A 22,917-nucleotide genomic window follows, 5' to 3' on the forward strand; every position below is an offset into this window, starting at 1 on the left:
AGCGTTGCAAAGGTATAGGTAAACCGTTTTAAAATTCAAATTTTATTTTGAATTCCAAATCATAAGCCTATCTTTGCGCTCGAATTAAGGTTGTGGTTTGACGATTTCAAACCCCATTAAAAGGGAATTAGGTTCAAAACCTAAGCTGTTCCCGCAACTGTAAGCTATCAAGCTTGTTGTTAACTACAACACCACTGTCGCAATCATCGCGATGGGAAGGTAAACAACAAGACGCAAGCCAGGAGACCTGCCTTTTTCATAACAAATATCGAATCTTCGGGAAAAAGGTTCAGACATTATGACTGCAAAAAAGCTGTTTCTATTCTGTATGTTGCTGCTGTGCCAAATCCTTTGTGCGCAACAGGATACGATTGTCAAACTCAAAGAGGTTGTCGTTTCGGATCCGTATCTCAAAAGTTTTTCCAAAACCCAGTCGGTTCAGGTGCTTAATGATTCCGTGATTAGAAAAAACGCGTCGTCGTTGACTTCCTTATTGAATTACAATTCGGTGGTTTATTTCAAGGAAAATGGTTTAGGGATGGTTTCTTCACCTTCATTTAGAGGAACTACAGCGTCGCAAACTGCTGTGATTTGGAATGGCATCAACATCAATTCGCAACTCCATGGACAGACTGATTTCAATACCATTACCACCAGAGATTTTTCGAGTATTACGGTGCGTTCCGGCGGCGGAAGTGCCATCTACGGAAGTAGCGCGATTGGCGGCAGCATTCACCTGAATAACGAATTGACTTTCAAAAAGCAGTTCCGCAACGAATTGTTCCTTTCGTACGGCAGTTTTAACACGCTGGGCGCGAATTATAAAACCATCATATCAGGCGAAAAAGCCAGTGCGAACATCAGTCTTTCAAGAAACAGTTCGGACAACGATTATGAATATCCCGAGCAACACGGACGCAGAAATAATAACGGGCAATTTTATAATACGAGTATGAATGTGGCTTTTGGATATCAGCTTAATAAGTTTCAACTGCTTAAAATTTACAGCCAGTTTTTTGAAAGTGAAAGGCATTTTTCGGGTACAATAGCTTCAGATTCCAAGAATAAATACCGCGAATATAACACGCGCAACTTATTGGAATGGCTCGTACAATACGATAAAATCAAGTCATCGGCGAGAGTGGCTTTCCTTTCGGAACAATACCAATATTTCACGGATTACGACAAACCTGACTTCGAGACTTCGACTGCGGAGACTTTCATCGGCAAATATGATTTTGGCTATGCGATTACGAATCGTTGGGAAATCAACAGCAGTGTAGATTATACTCAAACTAAAGGCACGGGCGAAAGCATCAAAAATGCCACGCGTTATACCAGTTCCTTGGCATTGATGACCAAATACCGTTTTTTCAAAAACCTGCAAACGGAATGGTGTCTGCGCAAGGAAGAAAGTAACGCTTATAAAAGTCCGTGGTTGTTTTCGATAGGTGCCAATGCCGCAGTGACTTCGTTTTACAACATCAAAATCAATGTGTCACGGAATTTTAGAATGCCGACTTTCAATGATCTGTACTGGAAATTTGGCGGCAATCCGAATTTGGAACCCGAGCGATCGATACAGTACGAACTCGGTCACGAATTTCATGGCAAAGGATTTAGATTCTCAGCGACGGCTTATTACAATGATATTGATAACCTGTTGCGCTGGAAACCCACTAATGGTTTCTGGTCTCCCGAAAATGTGGGCAGTGTAGCCAGTTACGGCGCTGAATTTCTGTTAGATTGCGAGCGGAACATCGGTGCGCATACCTTCAAACTGACTTCAACGTATGCCTATACCATTTCAAAAGATAAGGAATCGAACCACCAGCTGACTTATGTTCCGTATCATAAATTTACGGGCGGCCTAGGCTACAGTTATAAAAAATTAAGCATCGATTATCAATTTCTTTTTAATGGCGCCGTTTTTATTTTGGATGATGATCAGACCATTTTAAAAGAATATGCGGTTTCCAACATCAGCATCGATTACCATTTTGGCACAAAAAATACTTATTCCTTAGGATTCCGAATATTGAATCTAGCGGACGAAAATTATCAGAATGTTCCCAGCCGGCCATTACCTGGAAGGAATTTCAATATCAACTTAACCATTAAAATTTAAAAACAATGAGACTAAACAAACTGATTGCATTCGCTTTGATAAGCGCTTTATTTTTGAACTCCTGTACCAGTGATGATGATACTGTCGCAAATTATATCCCTAAAGGAGATTATGACAGTGGCGTTTTGGTTCTGAATGAAGGAAACTTCGGGCAGGATAATGCTTCCTTAACTTATATTTCGTTCGATTTAAGCCAATCTGAAAACATCGATTACGGCGTACTAAATCCAGGCGCCATGATTGGCAATACCGGACAAAGCATCGGGTTTCATGACAATCTCGCTTATGTTGTAGTCAATGTAACCGGAAAAATTGAAATCGTCAATCGTTATTCGCTCAAAAAAGTGGGTTCGATTACAGGTTTGAACCAACCAAGATACATAGCATTCGCCAACGGAAAAGGCTACCTGACCAATTGGAATTCCGGCGTAGGAACCGGAACCGTATCAGTAATTAATTTGGCTACTAATACAGTAACAGCGACCATTCCGGTTAGCGATTTTCCAAATAAAATCATTGAAAACGCAGGGAAACTCTATGTAGCCCATAATGATTTAGGAACCAATGGCAACAAGATTACCGTGATTGATGCCGCTACAAATACGATCAGTACGACGATTACCGTAAGCGATATGCCTGATACAATGGCAGTGGACGGCACGACGCTTTGGGTTTCGTGTAACGGGCATTCACAATATGCTGTAGCTCCTGATGTGGAGACTGCAGGGAGTATCGTTAAAGTCAACCTGGCTTCAAATACCGTGACCAAAACGTTCACGATGCCTAATGCTACAGATCACGTAAATTATTTTTCTGTTTTCGGCAGTAATGCTTATTATGTCATGAATTCAAAAGTATATAAAATGGCATTGACCGCAACTGCTTTGTCTACTTCGGAAGCCTTTTCACCAACCGCTCAATATATTTATGGATTCGCAGTAAAAAACGAAAGAATTTATGTTGCCGATGCTAAATCATTTACAACCAACGGTGAGGTTAAAGTTTACTCGACTGGCATCTTTCCTAATACAATAGGAACCTTACTCGGAAGCTTTGAAACCCGAGTCGGTCCGAATGGGTTTTATTTTAACCAATAAAAATGAAATGGCTTTCTGGAAACAGGAAGCTTTTTTATTTTGAGAGCACAGCGTTAGGAAATTGATCGAGATACATTTCGTTTTTCAGACGCGTAACATTTCTGGTATCCTGAAGCGCTTCAAAGTGGCGCACACGGTTTGACGGAATGCTTCTGCCGCTGCCGATAATCGCATTGATGGCTTGGTTCAGTAAAGGTTCATCAACATTTCCGAGTATGCCCATGTTTCCGAAATTTTCTTTTAGGGCGATGTTGGGTTCCAAGCCGTTCGTGTAATCGCCGAAGCCTAGTTTGTTGACAATCTTCAATACCAAAGGTTGCATGGCGTAGCGGTGTTTGGTGCTGGCGCCCTCTTTTGAGAATGAAGGGGAATCGTATAGTGTAATCGATCCCACGTTTTTCCCGACCGTAACATCCCCGATCTGGATTACATTAATGTAAGGTTTCAATCCGTTGATCACGAGTTCGCTCGCAGAGGCGGTGCTTTTTGTAGTTAAAATATAAATTTTACTCAGTTTCAGACTTGAGATCATTTCGTTATTGCCCAATCTTGTCGGAAACAAATTCAAAAGTGTGTTTGGATTGTTCGACTGATAATAATCTTCGAGTTTCGCATTCCATTGTTCTTTGGCGAAAACCTGATTCGTGAATTGTCCCGTGATCATACTGGCCAAACGTGTCGCCGTTGCAATCGAACCGCCGGAATTGTAACGTAAATCTAAAACAAGTTCGGTGATGTTTTGGGCTTTGAAGTTGGCAAACGCTGCATTGAGTTGTGATTCGTAATTTGGATAAAAACCATTGTACATCAGATAACCGATGCGGTGCGTTCCTGAAGTAATGACATTCGAAATCAAAACAGGATTTTCAGAAAGAACCGTTTTGGTCAGGCTTATCGATTGCCCGTTGGGTGTGATGTTGCCATTGTCATAAGCTGCAAAATTCAAAGTGTAAGTATCCGGACTTAACAAGTCGCTGTAATTGTTTTTGTTTAACGCCACGCCATTGATCGCATAGAAAATAGTTCCGCGTTGTACGTTTTTTGAAGCCGCATCTGAATTCGGCAGAATATAACGTACGACACCAAATACATCAGTTTGAGAAGCATCTTTATAAAACAAAGCAAAATCGGCTCCGTTGTTTTTGGTCGTTCCGGCGAGTATGCCTTCGAGTTCGTAATAATCATCAGTAATCACACTGAAACGATCGATGGCTTCACCAGGATTCGGAAACAGGCTTCTGGGTTTGTTCAACAAATTTTGAAATAAACTTTTTGGGTCTGAATAGCCATAGAGAAACTGATTCAAATCAGATTGATTCGCAAATCGGGAATCAGCTAAATTCGGAACATCGGCCTGCCACAGATAATAAAGGTTCAATCCTTTCCAGACAAAATTTTGGATGGCAATATCTTCAGGAACTTTATTGTCGTCCTGCACGTCACAACTTTGAAAAAGCTGTCCGAAAACAAGCAGGAATAAAAGCAGGTAGCAATTTTTTTTCATATCAATTCGGATTCAAACGATGGTAAATTTAAGTATTCCGAAATTATTTTCGCTTCTTTGTAACAAAAATATAGCGGCTTCGTCTTGCCTCTACATCGATTCAACAAAACCGTCCGAATGAACCAACATGAGTTTATACATCTGATTGCTCCTTTTAAGGATAAAGTCTTCCGGCTCGCCAAGCGATTGCTCGTGAGTACCGAAGAAGCTGAAGATGCAACTCAGGAAGTGCTCGTCAAATTGTGGAATAAGAATGAAAGCCTCGGTTCGTATCACAGCGTGGAAGCTTTTGCGATGACCATCACCAAAAATTATTGTCTTGACCAGCTCAAATCAAAAAGGGCCGGGAATTTGAAAATCGTTCATAATAATTTTACGGATAGAGAACCGGGATTACACCAGCAATTGGAAGATACCGACAGCTTAAATTGGGTTGAGAAAATCATCAATACTTTGCCGGAACAACAACGGCTGATCATACAAATGCGCGACATCGAGCAATACGAATTTGCTGAAATCGCCAAAATTTTAGAAATGAATGAAACGGCGATTCGCGTGGCGCTTTCAAGAGGAAGAAAAACCATCCGCGAATACATGCTAAAAACACACAGTTATGGAATTGTATAAAATAGAAACACTACTCGAAAAATATTTTGAAGGCGAAACCACGATTGCCGAAGAAAACGAATTGAAAAGGTATTTTTCTTCAGAAACCGTTGCGCCACATTTGCAGCAGTATCAGGCTTTATTTGGTTATTATGCCACAGAGAAAAGTCAAAATTTTGAACGTGAGCTGCCTTTACAGCAAAGTAAAAAAAGCCAGATCAAATGGATTTCGATAGCCGCTTCGATTGTCGTTTTATTGGGCGTCGGGATTTATGCTTTCAACAATCTTTCTGCTGAAAAAAGCAATGAGGAATTGGGCACTTATGACGATCCTGAAGAAGCTTTCCGCGAAACACAAAAAGCTTTGGCGATGTTGTCAACGAATGTGAATGTTGGTATAGAAAGCATCCAATATATTCAGAATTACGAAAATACCAAAGACCAAATATTCATCACGGAGTAATCAATCATCATCAAATTCAATATCTATTAATCATCAAAAAACAAAAACATGAAAAATTTTTTAGTCACACTGGTAGTTTTTTTAATGTCGAGCCCATTCTTCGCCCAAGGCGCTTTCGATAAATTCGACGGGCAAGACGACGTAACTTCGATCATCGTCAACAAGAAAATGTTCGACCTGATGAGCAAAGTCAAAATGGAAGCTTCAGACAAGGAAGCCCAACAGTATCTGAATCTAATTAAGAAGTTAGACAACCTCAAAGTCTTCACGACAAAAAGTACACGCGTAGAAAACGAAATGCGCGCCGCTTCAGAAAAATACATCAAAACGGCCGGTCTTGAAGAATTGATGCGTGTGAATCAGGATGGCAGAAACATCAAAATCCTTGTGAAATCAGGAGCCAGCGACAGTCAGGTGCGCGAATTGCTGATGTTTATCGAAGGCAGTAAAAATGAAGACACTGTGCTGATGTCGCTAACGGGAGATTTTGATTTGAATGAAATTTCAGTACTCACCGACAAAATGCGTTTTCCGGGCGGCGAAGATTTGAAAAAAGCGACCAAAGGTTCCAAAGGTCCTAAAGGCAATAAATAATCCGATATGAAATCGATCTCCATTTATATCGCACTGCTGTTAGTATTGATAGGTTGTAATGATGAGCCTTCGTTGCAGAAGTATTTTGTAGAGAATTCCGATAATAAGGATTTCGTTGCCGTCGATGTTTCACCAAGCATCCTCAAATTGGATCAAATGAAACTGACCGCCGAACAAACCAAAGCACTAAAATCTTTTGATAAAATGAATGTTCTAGCTTTCAAATGCAACGGTAAAAACCAAGCGCAATTTGAAACCGAACGCGCTAAAGTCAATGCCATTCTTAAAGAGGAGAAATACCAGCAACTGATGAAATTCGGATCGGGTAAAGACGGCGCTTCAGTAAGTTTTGTAGGCGAAGACGAACACATCAACGAATTCGTTGTGTATGCGAACAAGGCTGAAAACGGATTTGCGATCGTACGTGTTCTGGGAAAAGACATGAGCCCGACCGCCATTATGAATATGATTTCGATGCTCAAAGATTCCAAACTCAATCTGGATCAATTCAAGCCTTTGCAGGAATTGATGTCGAAGTAATTATAAAATCATTTATTGAAGAACCTTCCCAATGCGGAAGGTTTTTTTATTTCTTGAAATATTTGAAAGGCACGAGCAACATTCCGAAACATTCGCCATGTTCTTTTCCGATGTGTTTGTGGTGCATTTTGTGCGCGCGTCTTACCGCTCTGGCATACATGTTATTGGCATTGCGGAACAGTTTAAACCGTTGGTGGATGAAAATGTCGTGCACTAAAAAATACGTCCAGCCGTAGGCGAAAATCCCTAGGCCGATGGCTAAGCCAATCGTTAAAATATCGTATTGCCAAAGCAAAAAGAAACCGATGCTAACGACAGCGTAAAAAATAAAAAACGCATCGTTCCTTTCAAACCACGAATCGTGGTCTTTTTTGTGGTGGTCGGCGTGCAGGCTCCATAAGAAACCGTGCATGATGTACTTATGACTGAACCATGCCATAAATTCCATGAAGAAGAAAGTCACAAAAAAAACTAGTATATTCGTCCACATGATCTTAAATAAATTTTAGTTTATAGTTGAAATAACATTTTGCAAACAATCCGTATTTCTGATAATCCGGAACTCTGATGCGCGTATTTTTGATTTCAGAGGAAGGCGTTTTGCTTAATTTGGATAACAGTTTTTTGTAGTAAACATAAGCTGTGTAAACGCCTAATTTTGCTTCTAAAGGCAACAACAAAATACCTTCGTAACCAGCTTTGAAATCTGCATCGATCTCGGCGATGATTTTCGATTTGGCGGTTTCATCCAATTGATTCAAATCTGTGTCGGGGAAATAGGTTCTGTTCAAACCTTCAAAATCCGCTTTCAAATCGCGCAAGAAATTGACTTTCTGAAAAGCCGATCCCAATCGCATCGCGCCATTTTTTAGGATTTCGTATTTCTGTTGGTCGCCATTCACAAACACTTTCAGGCACATCAAACCGACCACATCGGCGGAACCAAAAATATATTCGTTGTACTCATCCTTTGTTTTATATTCTGTTTTATGCAGGTCTAATTTCATGCTTTTCATGAAGGCCGCGATGAGCTCCTCAGGAATATTAAATTTCGTAACCGTATGCTGGAACGCATTCAGAACGGGATTCAGGCTGATTTTATTTTTTAAGGCGCGCTCTAAATCATTTTCGAAAAGCGCGAACAATTCGGCTTTATCATAATCGTGGAAGCTGTCTACGATTTCATCTGCAAAACGTACAAACCCATAGATGTTATAAATGTCCTGACGAATGCTTGGCGCCAGCATTCTGACCGCGGTAGAAAACGAGGTGCTGTAGGCTTTGGTGACATTCCTGCTACATTCAAAAGAAACGGTATCGAAGATAGATTTCATAAATTAAATGTGTTTTTCGATTAATTCGGCTACTAATTTTCCTGAAATTAAGGCTGGTGGAACGCCCGGTCCTGGAACGGTAAGTTGTCCGGTAAAATATAAATTACGTACTTTTTTGCTTTTGAGTTTTGGTCTCAGAAAAGCGGTTTGCAACAAAGTGTTCGCCATGCCATACGCGTTGCCTTTATAGGAATTGTAATCTTTGATGAAGTCATTCAAACAGAACGATTCTTTAAATAAAATATTGCTTTTAACAGACTGCCGCGTCAGGTTTTCGAGGCGTTTTATAATTTCATCGAAATAATAATTCCGCAATGCTTCAGTATCTTGAATGCCAGGCGCAATTGGGATTAGGAAAATAGCTGCTTCTTTTCCTTCAGGCGCGGCATTTGCATCGGTTTTAGATGGAAAACTCGCATAGAACAAAGGATTTTCAGGCCATTTTGGATCGTCATAAATCGCGGCGGCGTGAATGTCAAAATCGACATCAAAGAATAACGAATGATGTTCTACGTTTTCGATTTTTTTATCAAAACCAACATAGAAAAGCAATGACGACGGCGCGAAAGTTTTGCGTTCCCAATAACTTTCAGAATACATACGGTTTTCAACATCAAGCAAAGTTTCTGTATGATGGTAATCGGCGCCGCTCAATACAATATCGGCGGAAATGATTTCACCATTTACTGTCAGGCTTGTAGCTTGGTTCTGATTGACATTGATTTTGGAAATATTACAGTTGGTATGAATCGTCACACCCAATTCTAAAGCTAACTTTTCCATCGCTAAGACTACACTGTACATACCGTTTTTCGGATGCCAAGTGCCCAAGCCAAAATCAGCATAATTCATAAAACTGTAGAACGAAGGTGTGTCGGAAGGTTTTGCACCAAGAAACAACACAGGAAATTCTAAAATCTGGATCAGTTTTTTGTTTTTAAATTTTTTGCGGACGTCTTTGCTGATGTTGCTGAAGAATTGCCCGACTTTTTTCATCGTTTCCAAAGTGACGAGTTCCAAAGGGGAAACGCCGGGATTGTAGACCAAATCTTTAATCGCAATATCGTAGTTGCTTTTGGCTTCCGCCATAAATTCGGCTAAAACTTTTCCGCTTCCTTTTTCTTCCGCTTCAAAAGTCTGGATGATGGCTTCGAGATTGTCGGCAATCGTGATAAATTCATTGATGCCAAAATAAACCTGATAAGCCGGCGAAAGTTTTTGCAGCTGATAATAATCCGAAGGTTTCTTTCCAAAATCGGCGAAGAAGCGTTCGAACACATCAGGCATCCAATACCAGGTTGGACCGATATCAAAAGTAAAACCTTCTTTTTTCAACTGACGTGCACGCCCACCAATAGTGGCGTTTTTTTCATAAACGGTCACCTGATGCCCGGCCTGGGCCAAATAGCACGAAGCCGCCAAAGCAGAAAATCCTGAACCGATTATTTTGATGTCTTTTTTCATAAAGGTGTCGTTGGACTTATTTATATGGCGTCTACAAGTTCTCTGATACTTGCGAATTTTTTAGTTTGTGCATTGATAAGGCTCGGATGGATGTACTCTGAAAGCCTTCCGGTAATCCAGAATTCGGTATTGTCGACGAGTACTTTTTGCTGTACTTGTTTGACATATTCATTCACTTCGTCTTTATTTGGTTCTACAGTAAAGTAAGATACGAATGTAATGTTGTCGAAATATTGGTTCAAGACCATCAAATCTTGAAACGGAACACTTTCTCCTAAATATATAGTTTTGTAACCATGAAATAGAATTTCGTAGTTGAGATACATCAACCCCAACTCATGAATTTCGTTCGACGGTAAAAAAAGTACAAAAACCCTGTCGTCAAATTTAGGTTCTTCTCTTTGAATCTTCTCAGAATTATTGATAATTTTTTGCTGTATTAAGGAACTAATAAAATGTTCGTGTACAGTGGTGATCGTATCTGTTTGCCACAACAAACCAATTTCTGTAATGAATGGGATGAATACATCGTAGAAAACTTCGCGAAATGACTTTTCTGCCAGTAAATCATTGTAAGTCGTGTGGAATTGCGCCTGATCGAAGTTCATCATCGCCATTTTGAAAGCACTGATCGCGTGGTTTTTTACGCTTTTCTCGGTAATGATTTCGCGTACAAGCATCGGAATTTTCTCAGGGGCATACTTTGATATTTTCGAAATCTTATACCCATGGTTGTGCAATAAAGTGATGTTGAGCAATTTTTGCAAGCTTTGTAAATCGTAAAGCCGGATGTTCGTGTCTGTGCGTGAGGGTTCGAGCACATTGTACCGTTTTTCCCAAATCCGAATCGTATGTGCTTTGATGCCTGAAAGATTTTCCAAATCCTTGATACTGAAAGAGTTTTTTATATTGTTCATTTTTATTTAAAAAAGGTTAAACAAAAGTAAACAATAAGTTTGAATTATCTTCTAATGTGGAAATCTTTAATTCGATTTTTTTTTTTTGAGTAGCATTGAGGAATCTGAAAACACCCTGATTTACTGGAATTTTAATACATTAAGCTGTTATTATGCAAAGATGCTAGTGTTGATAAGTGTTATCTTTAAAGTAATAAAAAATTTAATTTATGGAAAGCAAACCCTATTCAGGATCAATATTTTATATAGACGACGATCAGGATGATCTGGATTTCTTCAGCGAGGCTGTAAATGCTATGGGGGAAAATGTAAAATTATTTCTTTTTCCAGACGAGATGTTCAAGATTTTACAGCATCCGCCACCGCTACCATCCGTGGTTTTTTTGGATTTGAACATGCCGTTGAAAACAGGATTTGAAATCATAGGCGATATCAAAAGCACCGGAAAATTCAATGATTTGCCACTAATAGTATATTCCACTACCAGCAATATGGATGTCGTGGAAAAGTGCTGGGATTTAGGCGCTTCGTTATTTATTACCAAACCCAATTCCATTGATGCGTTGAGGAAAGTGATAGCTTATGTCTTAAAATTAGATTGGGAGCAGCATAAGCTGGACAGACGGAATTTTTTGTATAGCGCTTAAATCCGTATTGTAGTAAAATTAAAAAGGATAAATCTTTAAAGCGAGCTTTGTGATTTATCCTTTGTTTATTTAATCGTGACGACGATGGGATTCGAACCCACACGCCCTAATGAGCACCAGCCCCTCAAGCTGGCAAGTCTACCAATTTCTCCACGTCGCCGAAATAAAAAAAGCCATCCAAAATGAACGACTTTTTTGTGACCTGGCTGGGGCTCGAACCCAGGACCCCATCATTAAAAGTGATGTGCTCTACCAACTGAGCTACCAAGTCTGAGTTAAAGATAAGTTTTCGAATTTTGTGACCTGGCTGGGGCTCGAACCCAGGACCCCATCATTAAAAGTGATGTGCTCTACCAACTGAGCTACCAAGTCAAAAGTCTTTTCTTTAACGCGGGTGCAAATATAAGGCCTTATTATTTATTTTTCAAAGCAATTTTCTTTTAAATTTGGCTTTTTTTAATATTTACTTTTAACGCCTTAATATATAGGGTATTATTGCTGCTATGAAAATAATTTTGCTCGGTTATATGGGTTCGGGGAAGTCTACAATTGCAAGATTATTGGCACAGCAACTTCAGATTCCTGTCTTAGATTTGGATGAATGCATCGAAAAAAAGGAGCAAATGTCAATCCATTCAATATTTGAAAATAAAGGTGAAATCTATTTCAGAAAATCAGAACACGAGGTTTTTAAAGAATTGATGGCATTTTCAAACGAATTCGTCCTGAGTCTTGGCGGCGGAACGCCTTGTTACGCTAACAATCATGAATTACTGCGTGGAGAATCAGTAGTTTCGTTTTATCTCAAAGTTCCTGTGGAAGTGTTAACTGAAAGGCTACAGCAAGAAAAACAATCGAGACCGCTTATTGCTGCCAAAGAAGGGCAGGAGTTACAGGATTTTATTGCACAGCATCTTTTTGAAAGAAGTTATTATTACCACAAAGCTACCCATGTAATTGATGCCGGCGAAAAAGCACAGGAAGAAATTGTAGCTGAAATAGAATCCTATTTAATTTAAGTAAGCATAATCTCCAGTTGAATCAAAGACTACCTGAACATGTTCCTGAAGCGAAGTGCTCAAAGAAATTCCTTTGAAATCCGCTTTCACAGGATATTTTTTATGATTACGGTCTACTAAAACGGCGGTTTTAAATTTAGAAAGCGGCACTTCCAGAAAATGTTTTACACCATACACCAAAGTGGTTCCTGAATTTAAAACATCGTCGACCAAAACCAATCCTTGATTTTTGTATGCTTCTTTAGACAATGAAGTGGTGATTTCCGCATTCGGATTTTGTTTGTCGATAAACACTTCGCAAAGCAAAATTTTTAAAGGTGATATTTCACCCAACACCTTGGCAATTTTTTCCGCCAAAATATAACCGTTACTGGCAATTCCGGCCAGAACGATTGAGTCTTCGTCTACAAAGGTTTCATAAATCTGATAAGCAATCCGCTTGATTTTATGCTCGATTTCTGTATGGTTTAGGATTTTATTCATCTTTATTTGGGTTACTGCCAATATTGTTTATTCTTCTTCGGTTTCGTTTTCAAAATCAATTAAATCCCTGCGGTCTTTTTTGGTTGGACGTCCATCGCCGGTCTTGCGGTAGTGTTCTTTGGAGAGCTTCAACAATTCCAGATGCTGGAACGCTTCTATCGGGGTTTCGTCTTTTCGGTAGATATCCACCAATTTGGCCCCTACGCGGTTCGGCGGAATATCTAAAACAGTAATCGTTTGGGTGATTTGGTCTTTTCTGAAAGTGATTTTATCGGTCGCAAAAACTTCTTTTGATGGCTTGGCTACCTGACCATTGACGGTAATATGGTTTTTTTTGCAGGCTTCTGTCACCATATTTCGGGTCTTATAATAACGCACGCACCACAGATATTTATCGACTCTCATATTTTTTCTTAAAATAGACGTTAAATTATTTACAAAAATAAATCAATATTGTATCTTGCGCTCCTTAATTTCAGCTATAATGAACAAATTTAAGTTTTATTTTTTTCTTTTCTGTTCGGTCTCCATTTTATTTTCATGCAACAAATCTGACAGCGTTGATGAAGTTCCAGTACGTGATTTCGATGTGCAGTATCAAGATGATATGGATATGATTGAGGACTACCTCAATACGCACTATATCACGCTAGAGAATCAGGAAATAAAAATGAGCAAGATTGACAACGGGCAAACTAAGATGATGGATCTTTTATCCGTGCCAGATGGTTCGTTTCCTCAGTTAAGAAAAAAAACAGTCGAATACAATGACAAGACTTATCAGATTTATTACATCAAATATCAGGCTGATAATACCAATCCGAATGCTGTAAAACCTTCAAGAGTAGATGGCGTTCTGGCAGCTTACAGGGGAACCTATCTGAATTATACGACGAAAAAAGTGAATGACGTGTCCGTTACTACATTGAATGCTACACTATTTGAATACACCCCATTTCCATCTGATTTTTTAACATTAGACAATGCCGTGAGAGGCTGGAGGGAAATTTTTCCGTTTTTTAAAGAAGGAAACAAAACCGTTGTAGACGGCGAACCTACTTCATACGCTGACTTTGGTTTGGGTGTTGTTTTCATTCCTTCGGGGTTTGCTTATTTTAACGTGGGCAGAACTTCCTCATTAAGTGGGGTAACGATACCTTCATACTCCCCATTGGTATTCACCTTTAAATTGTATGAAGTAAAAGCCGCAGATCAGGATTCCGATGGCGTTATTTCCAATATAGAAGATTTGAATCATGATGGTCTTTTCACCAACGATGACACCGATGGTGATGGTGTTCAGAATCTTTATGATTCGGACGATGATGGCGATGGATATTATACGTTCTATGAAATTCATAAAAACACCGATGGAACCATTATATTTGAAGACGATGATAATGATGGAATTCCAAATTATCTTGATCCTGATAGACCAGAACAAAACTAATAACCCATAAAAAAAATCCCTTCAGATTATGAAGGGATTTTTTTATTTATTGGAGTCTGTTATTTTCTTTTCATCACACGCTCCACTGCTTCCACAATCGCTTGATGGTTCAGCTTGTATTTCTCCATCAGTTGTTCCGGTGTGCCCGATTCTCCGAAGCTGTCATTCACAGCCACGAATTCCTGCGGCATAGGACTGTTCAGCGATAAAACCCTGGCGATGCTTTCTCCCAAACCACCAATAATGTTGTGTTCTTCAGCGGTCACGATGCATTTGGTCTTCGACAATGATTTTAAAATCGCTTCCTCGTCTAAAGGTTTGATCGTATGAATATTGATCACTTCAGCCGAAATCCCTTTTTCTTCAAGCGCTTCCGCAGCGATCAACGCTTCCCAGACTAAATGCCCGGTAGCGACGATAGTCACATCAGAACCTTCATTAAGCATTACCGCTTTCCCGATTTCAAACTTTCCGTTTTCAGGGGTGAAATTAGGAACCACCGGTCTTCCGAATCTTAAGTAAACCGGACCGTGATGGTCGGCGATTGCCAAAGTCGCTGCTTTGGTTTGGTTGTAATCGCAAGTATTGATGACGGTCATCCCAGGCAACATTTTCATGAGTCCGATATCTTCTAAAATCTGATGCGTCGCACCATCTTCGCCCAACGTCAATCCGGCATGTGATGCACAGATTTTTACATTCTTATCCGAATAAGCAACCGATTGTCTGATTTGGTCGTAAACCCTTCCTGTAGAGAAGTTCGCAAAAGTGCCCGTAAACGGAATTTTTCCACCAATGGTCAAACCTGCTGCGATTCCAATCATATTGGCTTCAGCAATCCCGATCTGGAAAAATCTTTCGGGGTTGTTTTTGATGAATTCGTCTAGTTTTAAGGATCCGATCAAATCGGCACATAAAGCGACTACATTTTCATTGGTTTTACCGAGTTCGGTCATTCCTGCGCCGAAACCTGAACGCGTATCTTTACTTCCTGTATTTTCGTATTTTTTCATTTTTGTTTGCTAAAGGCTACAAGCTATAGGCAATAGGCTTAAAGCATACTGCATATTGCTTAAGGCGTTATTAATAGTCACTTTCGGTTTCACAATAATTTTGGGACAAGGCATTTTCGAGTTGCGCATCATTCGGCGCTTTTCCATGCCATGCGTGGCTGTACATCATAAAATCGACGCCGTTGCCCATTTCTGTATGCAATAGGATGCAGACCGGTTTTCCTTTTCCGGTTCTCGATTTGGCTTCAGTCAGTCCGGCAATGATCGCTTCAATGTTGTTTCCTTCTTTGACTTCTAATACATCCCAGTCGAAAGCTTCAAATTTGGCGCGGATGCTTCCCATATTTAAAACTTCATCGGTCGTACCGTCAATTTGTTTTCCGTTAAGGTCAATCGTAGCGATAAGGTTGTCCACTTTTTTTGCTGAAGCATACATGATGGCTTCCCAATTTTGACCTTCTTGCAATTCGCCATCTCCATGAAGACTGAACACCAAATGGTTGTCTTTGTTAAGTTTTTTGGCCTGCGCTGCACCAATCGCTACTGACATTCCTTGCCCTAAGGAACCTGAAGCGATTCGAACGCCAGGTAAACCTTCGTGTGTTGTTGGATGCCCTTGCAAACGCGAATTGATCAGACGGAAAGTCGCCAATTCCGATACTGGAAAGTAACCCGAGCGCGCCAATACGCTGTAAAAAACCGGTGAAATGTGGCCGTTGGAAAGGAAAAATAAATCTTCCCCGATACCGTCCATGTCGAAACCGGGTTTGCGTTCCATGATGTTTTGGTAAAGCACGACCATGAATTCGGCGCAACCCAGCGAACCGCCCGGATGTCCTGAATTGACAGCGTGCACCATGCGAAGAATGTCTCTTCTGACTTGTGTTGTTAAATCGTTTAGTTGTTGGATGTTAGCCATTGTGTGATGGTATAAATTAATTTGCCTCAAAAGTAAATCTTATTTCGGCGTAAGGCAAATCATTTTTGGAATAGTTATTAAGGATTTGCGCTGTGAGATTTTCGATTTCAAATCGATTTTTCAACCCACCACCAAACTGCTTGAGATTTGCTTCGCCAGTTCGCTAACGCTCGGGTGAGATTAAGAGGAGAATGTTCAGTGGACATTCGGTTTTTTCTGTTGTACTTCAGGTATTTAGGATGTTCAATCATAGACTGCAAGTACAATCGGTTCGAGAGCCGCGTGAGGGATAGTAGCGGAAATCTTTTTTTGCCAGTGTTTATTTCGTCAGTTCACTATGGTTCGGATGGCAAAAAAAATTGGGAGCGAATAGCCCGACCCTTGTGGTCACGCCGTAAAATCATAAATCAACGCTAAATTTCCAAATATTCAAATTTTCAAATCCTCAAATTAAACTATCTTTGCCGACTGAAAAATGCCTTATGAAATGAGCCTGACCTAAGTTTGTCTTAAAAAACTTACTCACTCTAGGCGAATTACATCTGACATATGAAAAAAAATAAAAACTGCAGATGAAATTTGATTTATTACAAAAAGACCCGCAATCGAAAGCCCGTGCCGGAACCATCACCACCGACCACGGCGTAATCGAAACCCCGATATTCATGCCCGTGGGCACCGTAGCTTCGGTCAAAGGCGTGCACCAACGCGAACTCAAAGAAGAGATTAATCCCGATATTATTTTAGGAAATACCTACCATTTATACCTGCGTCCGCAAACCGAGATTCTCGAAAAAGCGGGCGGCTTGCACAAATTCATGAACTGGGGTAGAAATATCCTGACTGATTCTGGCGGTTATCAAGTCTATTCGCTTTCGGCCAATAGAAAAATTAAGGAAGAAGGCGTCAAGTTCAAATCGCATATTGACGGATCGTATCATGTCTTTACGCCCGAAAATGTGATGGAAATCCAGCGCACCATCGGAGCCGACATCATCATGGCTTTTGATGAATGTACGCCTTACCCTTGCGATTACCGTTATGCGCAACGCTCGATGCACATGACGCACCGCTGGCTCAACCGCTGCATCAACCATCTCGAAAAATTGCCTTTCAAATATGGTTACGAACAAACGTTTTTTCCGATTGTTCAGGGAAGTACTTATAAAGATTTACGCATGCAATCGGCAGAATATATCGCGAACGCCGGACAACAAGGAAACGCGATTGGGGGCTTATCGGTCGGAGAACCTGCTGAAGAAATGTATGCGATGACCGAAATCGTCTGCGATATTTTGCCCGAAGACAAACCGCGTTATCTGATGGGCGTCGGGACACCCATCAATATTTTGGAGAATATTGCGTTAGGAGTGGATATGTTTGATTGCGTGATGCCGACCAGAAACGCCAGAAACGGGATGTTGTTCACTTCGAAGGGTACCATCAACATCAAGAACAAAAAGTGGGAAGATGATTTTTCACCGCTCGATGAAATGGGACACACCTTTGTCGATACCGAATATACCAAGGCTTATTTGCGCCACTTGTTTGCTGCGAATGAATATCTTGGAAAACAAATCGCTACGATTCATAACTTAGGTTTCTATATGTGGTTGGTTCGTGAAGCAAGAAAACATATCTTAGCCGGAGATTTCAGACCCTGGAAAGAAATGATGGTCAAACAGATGAGCCAACGTTTGTAGTTGATTTGATTATTTGTGGATTTGGTTATTTGTAACCCAACCCCGAATTACCAGATAACCGAATAACCGAATAACCGAATCCACATTTATGCTGACAATAATAGACAAATACATCCTCAAAAGATACCTCGCCACGTTTTCGGTGATGCTGTTGATGTTTATCCCTATCGGGATTGTCATTGATGTTTCCGAGAAAGTCAACCGTATGATTGAGAACAAAGTACCGTTTCTCGATATTGCGAGATATTACGTTGATTTCACCATCTATTTTGCGAATTTATTGTTTCCGATATTCTTGTTTTTATCGGTCATCTGGTTTACTTCAAAACTCGCGAACAACACCGAGATCATTGCGATTTTGAGTTCGGGAATTTCATTCACCCGTTTTTTAAGGCCTTACATTATAGGCGCTACCATCGTTTCTTTAACTTCCTTGCTGATGGGATTTTTTCTAGTTCCTAAAGCCAGCGAAGGATTTAAAAATTTCCGTTATACTTACCTGATCGGAAACGGACGCGAGGAAATGCGCGACAATACGGATGTTTACAGACAAATCAGCGACGACGAATTCATCTACGTCAGCAACTTCAATACGCTGTCGCAAACCGCTTTCAATTTTACGCTCGAAAAATTTAAAGGCGACCAACTCGAATACAAAATCTCTGCGAACCGCATCCGCTGGAACGCCCAGAACAAAAATTACGAGATGTACGGCTATGTCAAAAGAACCGTGGGACCGCTCGACGATGTCATTGAAAAAGCCGATATGAAAACGGCGAATTTCAGTTTCGAACTCGAAGATCTGACGCCGACGGTTTATGTTGCAGAAACCCTGTCTTTCTTCGAACTCAACAGCTTCATCGAAAAAGAACGTAAAAGAGGTTCTTCAAATATCAATACGTATTTGGTGGTTTTATATAAAAAATACAGCATTCCGGTTTCGGCTTTCATCCTAACGATTATTGCCGTTGCGGTTTCTTCGATGAAACGCCGCGGTGGCATGGGAATGAATTTAGCGTTCGGAATCCTGATTGCCTTCTCCTTTGTCTTTTTCGACAAAATATTTGGAGTCCTGGCCGAAAAATCGAGCATGCCGCCGATGATTGCCGTCTGGATTCCCAATGTCATTTTCGGAATTTTAGCCATTTACCTTTTGCGTCGTGCTAAGCGATAACGTCAAAAGTTATTTGCACCTGCATCTCATCGTTTTCGTTTGGGGGTTTACCGCCGTACTCGGTGCGCTGATTTCACTCGACGCCATGCCGCTGGTTTGGTATCGTATGGGACTTGCGGTGATTTTTATCCTGATCTACATCTGGTATCAAAAAATCCCAATCCGGCTGCCTAAAAAAATCCTGTTCCAGTTGCTGATGGCCGGAATTATTATTGCTTTGCATTGGTTTACGTTTTTCAGGGCGATTAAAGTTTCGAATGTTTCGGTCACTTTAGCCTGCCTTTCCACAGGCGCCTTTTTTACTTCATTCCTCGAACCGATCTGGCTCAAAAGAAAAATCATTTGGTACGAGGTTTTTTTCGGCGTCATTGTCGTGATTGGGCTCAGCATCATTTTCAGGGTCGAAAGCCGATACATCGAAGGCATTCTGCTCGCGCTTAGTTGTGCTTTTCTCTCGGCATTATTTTCAGTCATCAATAGCAAATTCGCCAAAACCTATAACCCGGCGGTAATTTCATTCTATGAGATTTTAGGCGGCGTTTTGTTCTTCACGGTTTTATTGTTGGCCACCCAAAGTTTCGATGCCAAATTCTTCCAAATCAGCGCCAAAGACTGGATGTATCTCGCGATTTTGAGTTCGGTCTGCACGGCCTACGCGTTCATCGCCTCGGTCAAAGTCATGAAGTTTCTAAGCCCGTACACCGTCATGCTCACGATCAATCTCGAACCCATCTACGGCATCATCCTCGCAGTCATCGTGTTTCAGGAAAAGGAAAAAATGAGTACGGAATTCTACATCGGCGCACTAATTATTTTATCAACTGTGATCCTCAACGGCATTGTAAAATATGCCAAGTCAAAGAGTTAGTTTTTTAGGAGCTATTTCCCGCTTTACATTCCCAATCTTTGTTGCCGAACAACGGCATCAAAGGATTTCCATTACAATCGGGGCTAGGGCAGTTTTCCAACCAAGATGTTTACAATTTTAAAGCAAAAATTTCTTTCCTTACTAAGATTATATTTTATCTTTGTCGACCTAACAATATATAAAAACGCACAAATCCTATGGAATATTTAGATTTTGAGCTTCCTATAAAAGAACTAGAAGAACAGTTGGACAAATGCCAAATCATCGGCGCCGAATCCAATGTAGATGTGACTGCAACCTGCAAACAGATCGAGAAAAAACTAGAAGAAACCAAACGCAAAATATACAAAAACCTCACAGCCTGGCAACGCGTACAATTGTCGCGTCACCCGAACAGGCCATACACGCTAGAGCATATCACGAACCTGACTAAAGGAACGTTCCTCGAAATGTTTGGTGACCGAAATTTCAAAGACGACAAAGCCATGGTCGGCGGTTTGGGCAAAATAGAAGGACAATCGTTCATGCTCATCGGCCAGCAAAAAGGAATCAACACCAAAATGCGCCAACTGCGTAATTTCGGTATGGCAAACCCTGAAGGTTACAGAAAGGCATTGCGTCTGATGAAAATGGCTGAGAAATTCGGCATTCCTGTGGTCACTTTTATCGACACACCAGGTGCTTATCCGGGTTTGGAAGCTGAAGAGCGCGGACAAGGAGAAGCGATTGCGAGAAACATTTTCGAAATGTCAAGACTCAAAGTGCCAATCATTTGCATTATCGTAGGCGAAGGCGCTTCAGGCGGTGCGCTAGGAATCGGTGTCGGTGATCGCGTATTGATGATGGAAAACACTTGGTATTCGGTAATTTCACCGGAATCTTGTTCCTCGATTTTATGGAAAAGCTGGGAATACAAAGAGCAGGCGGCGGAAGCCTTAAAACTGACGTCAGCTGATATGAAAAGACAAAAACTCGTAGACGATATTATCCCGGAACCATTAGGCGGGGCGCATTACGACAAGGCAACGACGTTCAAAACTGTTGAGCAATATATCATGAAAGCCTACAACGAACTCAAAGATTTATCAACAACAGAATTGGTCGCGCAGCGCATGGATAAATACAGCAAAATGGGCGAGTACAAAGAGTAAAGCGTAAAATCTTACATTTTATGATACAATCCGAAGTCCAATGATTTCGGATTTTTTTATCGTTATAAACAAATACAAAATTTTATTAACAAGAATTCCGTTATAACTCTGACCCGAAAATTTTTATTTTTTAGTCTACATTCGCAACATGGAAAATTTCAGAAATATCAACCCAGTACGTGTCGATAAAACGACCATCATCAACTTAGAAAAAGGCAAGTTGCCGCCGCAGGTCTTAGAACTTGAGGAAGCGGTTTTGGGGGCGATGATGATTGATAAAAAAGGCGTCGATGAGGTCATTGATATTCTCCAGCCCGACGCGTTCTACAAAGATGCGCACAAATACATTTTCGAGGCGATTGTGGAGCTGTTCACAGACACGCAACCGATTGACTTATTAACCGTTTCGGCCCAGCTAAAAAAGAACGCCAAACTCGAAATGGCTGGTGGCGATTTTTACCTGATCCAGCTGACGCAAAAGATTTCGTCTTCGGCGCATATCGAATTCCATTCAAGAATTATTCTACAGAAATACATCCAGCGAAGTCTGATCAAAATTTCTTCAGAAATCATCGAGGAATCGTATGACGAAACCACCGACGTCTTCGACTTGCTCGACAAAGCGGAATCGAAATTATACGAAGTCACACAAGGCAATATCAAAAGAAGTTCTGAAACCGCACAAAGTTTGGTCATTCAGGCGAAAAAACGGATTGAGGAAATTGCCGGAAAAGAAGGTTTGAGCGGAATTGCCACCGGTTTTGAAAAACTCGACAAAGTTACTTCAGGCTGGCAACCCTCAGATTTAATTATCATTGCGGCACGTCCGGGTATGGGTAAAACCGCTTTCGTCTTGTCGATGGCCAGAAATATCGCGATTGATTTCGGACAACCCGTAGCGTTATTTTCGCTTGAGATGTCATCAGTCCAATTGATCACGCGTTTGATTTCTTCCGAAACCGGTTTGTCTTCCGAGAAATTGAGAACCGGAAAATTAGAAAAACACGAATGGGAACAGCTTTCCATCAAAGTCAAAAATTTGGAGAAAGCGCCTTTATACATTGATGATACGCCGTCACTTTCGATTTTCGACTTAAGAGCAAAATCAAGACGACTTGCTTCGCAACACGGCATCAAACTGATCATCGTCGATTATCTTCAGTTGATGACAGCAGGCGGAAACAACGGAAAAGGCATGGGAAATAGAGAACAGGAAATTTCTACGATTTCAAGAAACTTAAAAGCATTGGCCAAAGAGTTGAGTGTTCCGGTCATCGCACTTTCGCAACTTTCGCGTGCCGTCGAAACGCGTGGTTCGAGCAAAAGACCTTTGCTGTCTGACCTTCGTGAATCGGGTGCGATTGAGCAGGATGCCGATATCGTTTCGTTCATCTACCGACCCGAATATTACAAAATCGATGAATGGGATGATGAGGAACAGTCGCCGACACAAGGCCAAGCGGAATTCATCATTGCCAAGCACAGAAACGGTTCGCTCGAGAATGTGCGTCTGAAATTCATCGGAAACCTCGGAAAGTTCGACAACTTAGACGATTACGGCGGTGCTTACGACGATTTGCCTTCGAAAATGAACCATGAAGACAATCCGTTTGTGACGAAAAACCTGCCTTCTGCGAATGAAGCTTTTGGCAGCAATTTGAACAATGACGACGACAGCGACGTTCCGTTTTAGAATATTGATACGGCTGCGCCTTAGGACACGCTATGCTCTGGACACGGCTACGCCTTAGGACTCGCCCTGCGGGCTTTGGACAAATTCCGTTTTAATTTCAGATTAATCTTAAACACGACGTGTCTAAAACGAAGTGTGTCTTGAGCATAG

At 40.9% G+C, this 22,917-nt stretch carries 23 protein-coding genes, 3 tRNA genes and 1 riboswitch; of the genes, 14 read left to right on the forward strand and 12 right to left on the reverse strand.

Features of this window, described 5'->3' with window-relative positions; genetic code table 11:
- Window positions 1–70: 70 nt before the first annotated feature.
- A riboswitch (cobalamin riboswitch) is annotated at window positions 71–270 on the forward strand.
- Between the two features lie 28 nt (window positions 271–298).
- Both Q0058_RS12480 and Q0058_RS12485 read left to right on the forward strand, forming a co-directional pair.
- Window positions 299–2,128, forward strand: coding sequence for a TonB-dependent receptor (locus Q0058_RS12480; RefSeq protein WP_298224427.1), 1,830 nt, complete (start codon window positions 299–301; stop codon window positions 2,126–2,128).
- A 5-nt stretch (window positions 2,129–2,133) separates the two neighbouring features.
- Entirely contained in the window at window positions 2,134–3,225 is a 1,092-nt protein-coding gene (locus Q0058_RS12485; RefSeq protein ID WP_298224428.1) for a DUF5074 domain-containing protein, read from the forward strand.
- Window positions 3,226–3,259: 34 nt separating this feature from the next.
- Here the strand turns inward: Q0058_RS12485 and Q0058_RS12490 are convergent, their stop codons facing one another.
- Window positions 3,260–4,729, reverse strand: coding sequence for a S41 family peptidase (locus Q0058_RS12490; protein ID WP_298224430.1), 1,470 nt, complete (start codon window positions 4,727–4,729; stop codon window positions 3,260–3,262).
- A 117-nt stretch (window positions 4,730–4,846) separates the two neighbouring features.
- Between Q0058_RS12490 and Q0058_RS12495 the strand changes: the two genes are divergently transcribed.
- Genes Q0058_RS12495 through Q0058_RS12510 form a run of 4 tightly spaced genes read left to right on the forward strand, consistent with a single transcriptional unit; the run spans window position 4,847 to window position 6,932 of the window.
- Window positions 4,847–5,356, forward strand: a complete 510-nt coding sequence (locus Q0058_RS12495) for a sigma-70 family RNA polymerase sigma factor (protein ID WP_298224431.1) — start codon at window positions 4,847–4,849, stop codon at window positions 5,354–5,356.
- Complete coding sequence (locus Q0058_RS12500) at window positions 5,343–5,798, forward strand: hypothetical protein (RefSeq protein ID WP_298224433.1); 456 nt, start codon at window positions 5,343–5,345, stop codon at window positions 5,796–5,798. The genes Q0058_RS12495 and Q0058_RS12500 overlap by 14 nt, the downstream gene beginning before the upstream one ends.
- A 48-nt stretch (window positions 5,799–5,846) precedes the next feature.
- Window positions 5,847–6,392 carry a DUF4252 domain-containing protein gene (locus Q0058_RS12505; RefSeq protein WP_298224434.1) on the forward strand — a complete coding sequence of 182 codons (546 nt, stop codon included), beginning with the start codon at window positions 5,847–5,849 and terminating at the stop codon, window positions 6,390–6,392.
- Between the two features lie 6 nt (window positions 6,393–6,398).
- Complete coding sequence (locus Q0058_RS12510; RefSeq protein WP_298224436.1) at window positions 6,399–6,932, forward strand: DUF4252 domain-containing protein; 534 nt, start codon at window positions 6,399–6,401, stop codon at window positions 6,930–6,932.
- Window positions 6,933–6,978: 46 nt separating this feature from the next.
- Here the strand turns inward: Q0058_RS12510 and Q0058_RS12515 are convergent, their stop codons facing one another.
- From Q0058_RS12515 to Q0058_RS12530, 4 genes are read right to left on the reverse strand one after another with little or no spacing between them, the layout of a single operon-like run.
- Entirely contained in the window at window positions 6,979–7,422 is a 444-nt protein-coding gene (locus Q0058_RS12515; RefSeq protein WP_298224438.1) for a sterol desaturase family protein, read from the reverse strand.
- Between the two features lie 4 nt (window positions 7,423–7,426).
- Complete coding sequence (locus Q0058_RS12520) at window positions 7,427–8,266, reverse strand: phytoene/squalene synthase family protein (RefSeq protein ID WP_298224440.1); 840 nt, start codon at window positions 8,264–8,266, stop codon at window positions 7,427–7,429.
- A 3-nt stretch (window positions 8,267–8,269) separates the two neighbouring features.
- A complete protein-coding gene (crtI, locus tag Q0058_RS12525) occupies window positions 8,270–9,730 on the reverse strand; it encodes an NAD(P)/FAD-dependent oxidoreductase (protein ID WP_298224442.1) in 1,461 nt (486 codons plus the stop codon).
- A 20-nt stretch (window positions 9,731–9,750) separates the two neighbouring features.
- The gene (locus tag Q0058_RS12530; RefSeq protein ID WP_298224444.1) at window positions 9,751–10,647 is read right to left on the reverse strand and encodes a MerR family transcriptional regulator; all 897 of its coding nucleotides are present in this window, start codon (window positions 10,645–10,647) and stop codon (window positions 9,751–9,753) included.
- Between the two features lie 209 nt (window positions 10,648–10,856).
- On the opposite strand from Q0058_RS12530, the gene Q0058_RS12535 reads away from it, so the two are divergent.
- Complete coding sequence (locus Q0058_RS12535; RefSeq protein ID WP_298224447.1) at window positions 10,857–11,294, forward strand: response regulator; 438 nt, start codon at window positions 10,857–10,859, stop codon at window positions 11,292–11,294.
- Between the two features lie 76 nt (window positions 11,295–11,370).
- On the opposite strand, the gene Q0058_RS12540 is transcribed toward Q0058_RS12535, so the two are convergent.
- From Q0058_RS12540 to Q0058_RS12550, 3 genes are all read right to left on the reverse strand, one after another.
- Window positions 11,371–11,454, reverse strand: a tRNA-Leu gene (locus tag Q0058_RS12540).
- Window positions 11,455–11,492: 38 nt separating this feature from the next.
- Window positions 11,493–11,565: transfer RNA gene (locus Q0058_RS12545), tRNA-Lys, on the reverse strand.
- A 28-nt stretch (window positions 11,566–11,593) separates the two neighbouring features.
- Window positions 11,594–11,666, reverse strand: a tRNA-Lys gene (locus Q0058_RS12550).
- Between the two features lie 131 nt (window positions 11,667–11,797).
- On the opposite strand from Q0058_RS12550, the gene Q0058_RS12555 reads away from it, so the two are divergent.
- Window positions 11,798–12,313 carry a shikimate kinase gene (locus tag Q0058_RS12555; RefSeq protein WP_298224449.1) on the forward strand — a complete coding sequence of 172 codons (516 nt, stop codon included), beginning with the start codon at window positions 11,798–11,800 and terminating at the stop codon, window positions 12,311–12,313.
- Here Q0058_RS12555 and Q0058_RS12560 read toward each other — a convergent pair.
- Entirely contained in the window at window positions 12,305–12,802 is a 498-nt protein-coding gene (locus Q0058_RS12560; RefSeq protein ID WP_298224505.1) for a phosphoribosyltransferase family protein, read from the reverse strand. The genes Q0058_RS12555 and Q0058_RS12560 overlap by 9 nt on opposite strands.
- A 21-nt stretch (window positions 12,803–12,823) precedes the next feature.
- Complete coding sequence (locus Q0058_RS12565) at window positions 12,824–13,201, reverse strand: S4 domain-containing protein (protein ID WP_298224451.1); 378 nt, start codon at window positions 13,199–13,201, stop codon at window positions 12,824–12,826.
- Between the two features lie 79 nt (window positions 13,202–13,280).
- On the opposite strand from Q0058_RS12565, the gene Q0058_RS12570 reads away from it, so the two are divergent.
- Window positions 13,281–14,246: an FKBP-type peptidylprolyl isomerase gene (locus Q0058_RS12570; RefSeq protein ID WP_298224453.1), complete on the forward strand. Its 966-nt coding sequence runs from the start codon at window positions 13,281–13,283 to the stop codon at window positions 14,244–14,246.
- Window positions 14,247–14,305: 59 nt separating this feature from the next.
- Here the strand turns inward: Q0058_RS12570 and Q0058_RS12575 are convergent, their stop codons facing one another.
- Entirely contained in the window at window positions 14,306–15,259 is a 954-nt protein-coding gene (locus Q0058_RS12575) for a transketolase C-terminal domain-containing protein (RefSeq protein ID WP_298224455.1), read from the reverse strand.
- 70 nt (window positions 15,260–15,329) lie between these two features.
- Window positions 15,330–16,178: a transketolase gene (locus tag Q0058_RS12580; protein ID WP_298224457.1), complete on the reverse strand. Its 849-nt coding sequence runs from the start codon at window positions 16,176–16,178 to the stop codon at window positions 15,330–15,332.
- Window positions 16,179–16,750: 572 nt separating this feature from the next.
- On the opposite strand from Q0058_RS12580, the gene tgt reads away from it, so the two are divergent.
- The 5 genes from tgt (at window position 16,751) to dnaB (ending at window position 22,767) form a co-directional block, all read left to right on the forward strand.
- Window positions 16,751–17,881 (forward strand): tRNA guanosine(34) transglycosylase Tgt, encoded by a 1,131-nt coding sequence (tgt, locus tag Q0058_RS12585; RefSeq protein WP_298224459.1) that lies wholly within the window; start codon window positions 16,751–16,753, stop codon window positions 17,879–17,881.
- An 88-nt stretch (window positions 17,882–17,969) separates the two neighbouring features.
- Window positions 17,970–19,055 carry an LptF/LptG family permease gene (locus Q0058_RS12590; protein WP_298224461.1) on the forward strand — a complete coding sequence of 362 codons (1,086 nt, stop codon included), beginning with the start codon at window positions 17,970–17,972 and terminating at the stop codon, window positions 19,053–19,055.
- Entirely contained in the window at window positions 19,042–19,923 is an 882-nt protein-coding gene (locus tag Q0058_RS12595) for a DMT family transporter (protein ID WP_298224463.1), read from the forward strand. The genes Q0058_RS12590 and Q0058_RS12595 overlap by 14 nt, the downstream gene beginning before the upstream one ends.
- Window positions 19,924–20,120: 197 nt before the next feature.
- A complete protein-coding gene (locus Q0058_RS12600; RefSeq protein WP_298224465.1) occupies window positions 20,121–21,074 on the forward strand; it encodes an acetyl-CoA carboxylase carboxyltransferase subunit alpha in 954 nt (317 codons plus the stop codon).
- A gap of 148 nt (window positions 21,075–21,222) precedes the next feature.
- Window positions 21,223–22,767: a replicative DNA helicase gene (gene dnaB / locus Q0058_RS12605; protein WP_298224466.1), complete on the forward strand. Its 1,545-nt coding sequence runs from the start codon at window positions 21,223–21,225 to the stop codon at window positions 22,765–22,767.
- Window positions 22,768–22,917: the final 150 nt, after the last annotated feature.

Source organism: Flavobacterium sp. (genome assembly GCF_027484705.1).
Classification (GTDB): domain Bacteria; phylum Bacteroidota; class Bacteroidia; order Flavobacteriales; family Flavobacteriaceae; genus Flavobacterium.